2 protein-coding genes are annotated in these 2,087 nt (G+C 34.5%); one reads left to right on the top strand and one right to left on the bottom strand.

Annotated features, from left to right (window positions below):
- Positions 1 to 139: 139 nt before the first annotated feature.
- Positions 140 to 1,411, bottom strand: a complete 1,272-nt coding sequence (locus G468_RS0117250) for a purine-cytosine permease family protein (RefSeq protein ID WP_051297191.1) — start codon at positions 1,409 to 1,411, stop codon at positions 140 to 142.
- A gap of 80 nt (positions 1,412 to 1,491) precedes the next feature.
- Here G468_RS0117250 and G468_RS0117245 point away from each other — a divergent pair.
- The coding region (locus tag G468_RS0117245) for a PAS and helix-turn-helix domain-containing protein (RefSeq protein ID WP_026824062.1) at positions 1,492 to 2,087 on the top strand (596 nt) is incomplete at its 3' end.

The following is a 2,087-nucleotide window of genomic DNA, read 5'->3' as shown; positions in this document are numbered from 1 at the left end:
AACAGGTGATTGAACAGCCCAAACAGGAGCAGAAAAAACAGCAACGGCAAGAGCAAAATTCAGGTTTTAGCCTTTAAGTTTTTCTCAAAATAGGCAGCAAAAATAATACTGCCTGTTTTTGTTTCTTATCTCTTATCTCTTATCTCTTTTTCATTAAAAGCCAATAAACCACTCCTGCCACCAGAATAGAATTCAAAGAAGGTATGCCGAAGTTGAAGAATACACCGACAAGTGTACCAACAATACAGGCAATAATCGCAGACCAGCCAATGAGTGGAGTCTGTGAGTCATCCGGCAATAATCCTTTTTCTCTCGTTTCGTCTAAGATTTTGCGACTTGTTTTTAAAATGTAGTAATCAACTAGCATTACCCCTGCTATTGGTGGAAAAAAGACCCCTGACGCCAATAAAAATGCGGTTAAATGTTCCAAGATGCCAGCAGCCGATAAAAAAGTACCCAACAAACCAAGAACGATAGTCATGGTGGCATAACTAAATTTTCTTTTTGTAACGGATCCTAGGAATCCTAACATGTGAAGGGAAGATGAATAAAGATTTGTATCATTAACCTTAATTGCGGACAGAATAATTGTGATTAGTCCAATGATACCTGCACTATGTAACATTATTTCAACAACATTATCAGTGCCTAATGCATGTGCAACCAATATAGCAACACCGTTGATTAAAAACTCACCGACAAGAATAGAGCTAAATATCATCCAGAATACATGCTTGCCACTTTTGCAATATCGACTAATATCTGGGGTAATTAACGCACCTATAATGTATAGTCCAGCCACCATAGTAGATGCTTCACCAAGGGACAAAGGTTCGCCATTTGGTTTTGATAAATCAAAATTATTTTGAGTTAGAACAACCTCTTTTAAGCTTATAAAAAATATTACTGTTAAAAACAAAGGTACCGTTATTTTTGCGGTAATACTTAATCCTTTGAATCCAAAAGCCACGAGAAAAGTGAAGACTAAACCTGTGATTATAATAATAAAGAATGAATTACCGTTAGGCAAAATTGTATTAATAGCACCTTGCGAAATAAGTGAAATATTAATACCAAACCAACATAACGAACTTATGGAAATAATAATACCTATAAACATAGAGCTTATTTTTCCAAAACCACACATTTTTGATAAAATACTGGTTGACAGACTTTCTTTCATACCAGCGAAACCTAAACCAAAGCTAACGAATAATAAAACCAAACTACCAATCGTTGTAGCTATCATTGCTTCAATAAAGGTCATCCTATGTCCTAAAGTGGCTCCCAACATAAATTGAGCTAACGAAGTAGACAATCCCATACGAACAATAGCGACATTAAACAGGCTGGCTTTTTCCTCTTTTGGCAAACGATCAAAAGCATAAGCATCTCGTGCATTATTTATCATGCTGCTTTCCTTCCATAATTATCAGATTAAATTTACTATTAAATAGTCTGATTAACTCCTTTAAAAAGAAGGTTAATATCATGAAAAAAAGTAAAGATGAAATAAAATCATATGTGTCATCACCACAATCATTAATATCATTTATAAAAAACAGTTCAGACCACTGGCTTATAAAAGATTTGGATGCTAAATATATATTTGTGAATAGCTCTGCGTTTAATTTTTTCCGGTTTCCTAAGAAATTCAATCCTGAAGGTAAGTCAGATAGAGAAGTTCCCACCGAAATATGTGAAGAACTTTGGCCTGAATTCTTAAAAAACGACAAAAAGGCAATTGAGGAAAATACAAAAATAATATCTATAGCAATCCATCATTATGGGAAGGGTAACCGCGGTGAACTTGTCCCTCATTTAGCTGAACAAATACCACTTTATGATAAAAAAAATAAAATAATTGGTCTGGTTGGACACGGGCGAAGGCTTGATTTACCTAATTTATTATATTACATAAATAGGCTTAATAGAAAAACGATTCAATTTGATGCGCCTAATAACACCTTCACCAAAAGAGAACTAGAAGTTATTTTCTGGGCACAACAACGGCTAACTGCTAAAGAAATTGCTAAAAGACTAGATGTTTGCCCTTCAACGATAGATTCACACATAAAGAGTATCTA

The sequence above is a fragment of the Arsenophonus nasoniae DSM 15247 genome (assembly GCF_000429565.1).
Classification (GTDB): Bacteria; Pseudomonadota; Gammaproteobacteria; order Enterobacterales; family Enterobacteriaceae; genus Arsenophonus; species Arsenophonus nasoniae.
This window is presented reverse-complemented; position numbering and strand designations above follow the sequence as displayed.